At 63.0% G+C, this 1,409-nt stretch carries 1 protein-coding gene; it reads right to left on the reverse strand.

Annotation, left to right across the window (positions count from 1 at the left end; genetic code table 11):
* Positions 1-201: 201 nt before the first annotated feature.
* A complete protein-coding gene (locus tag L867_RS26050) occupies positions 202-981 on the reverse strand; it encodes a metallophosphoesterase family protein (protein WP_037174149.1) in 780 nt (259 codons plus the stop codon).
* Positions 982-1,409: the final 428 nt, after the last annotated feature.

Here is a 1,409-nt window from a genome sequence, read left to right on the forward strand (position 1 = left end):
GTTGGGACAGAGATTAGCGGGGGTGTTTTGCAGTGCGCTTAAACGGATGCCGACAATTTTAGCGAATTGCCGGTTTTTCCCGTTTCGGCACGCAGTATTATTCGATGTCGGCGGAAATGGTCGACCAGGGACCGGATGGGACACGGTTGCTCAGCCTGTCGCCGATCGAGGAATGGCGGCCGTGTCGATTGGGCGCGTCCTTCACAATTCCTCGATCTTGCCGCCGGCGATCTTCAGCACCGCCAGATGGCCGGTGGCGAAGGCGCCGGTGTCGATGCAGATGCGGCCTCGTCCGTAGGTGACCTGCGGCGCCGGGGTGTGGCCGTGCACCACGACCAGCGGCAGTTCCGGGCCGCGGCTGAGGAAGGGTTCTCGGATCCACATGAGATCCTCGTCGCTCTGCTCCTCCAGCGGCAAGCCGGGCCTCAGGCCGGCATGGACAAAGGCGATGCGGCCGATCGTCAGCAGGCACGGAAGCGACTTCAGATAGTCCACCTGGTCCGAGGGGACCGTCTGCCGCGCCAGCTCGGCCAGGCGCTCCAAGCCGCGCGGACGGTCCAGGATGTGGCTGGCATCGATACCATAGGAAAAAAGGGTCGCGTGTCCGCCAAGTTGCAGCCAGCTCACATGCGCCGCGGGGTCGGCCAGGAAGCGCAGGAACAGCTCGTCATGATTGCCGCAGAGGCTGATCCGTTCGAAACCTGCGGGCGGCGGTTCGATGAGGTGTTCGAGAACCTGCCGCGAATTGGGCCCGCGGTCGATGTAGTCGCCGAGCATGACGATGAGCTTCTTGCCGCCGAGAGCCGCGGCGTCGCGCACGATGCGGGCTTCGGCATCGAGCAATGCAGTCCGGCAGCCATGGACGTCGCCAATCGCATAGACAGCGGAAAACTCGGCTTCGCGTTCGAACGACAGTCTGCTACGCCCCTCGATCGCGGCCGTCTGACCGTTGCGGAACAGTTTCCGTAGCAATGCTCTCATTCAGGCTCCGCTCCATGACTTGCGTTCGGCGCGATCTGGCAACCAGAATACCTGGCCACAATACTCGGCCATCGCGGGGTGGGCCACCTCCGCATGCCGTGAGGACATCGCATCCCGACAGCGCATTCGTCACTACAGGAACGGATCAGACCGCGCTAGCTCGTAGCGCGGCCGTCGCCACTGGTATCCAGCAATCATTTGCGATTGCCTGACAGGCACGCGCGTGGCGCGGGCCGCCTTCGATTCCGTTGACATATATAAAGTGGGCCGACGTGGTGATCGCGGCGGGACAGGCATCGCTCTCGCCTGCCGGCCCGCTGTGGACAGCGGAAGGCTCAGATATTGTACCAGATGCGTGGATTGTCGCCGGACTGGATCTTGACCCATCTGAGGTCGGTGTTTTTCCAGTTGCGGATGGCGGTTGTGCG

This window comes from Paenirhizobium selenitireducens ATCC BAA-1503 (assembly GCF_000518785.1).
Taxonomy (GTDB): domain Bacteria; phylum Pseudomonadota; class Alphaproteobacteria; order Rhizobiales; family Rhizobiaceae; genus Allorhizobium; species Allorhizobium selenitireducens.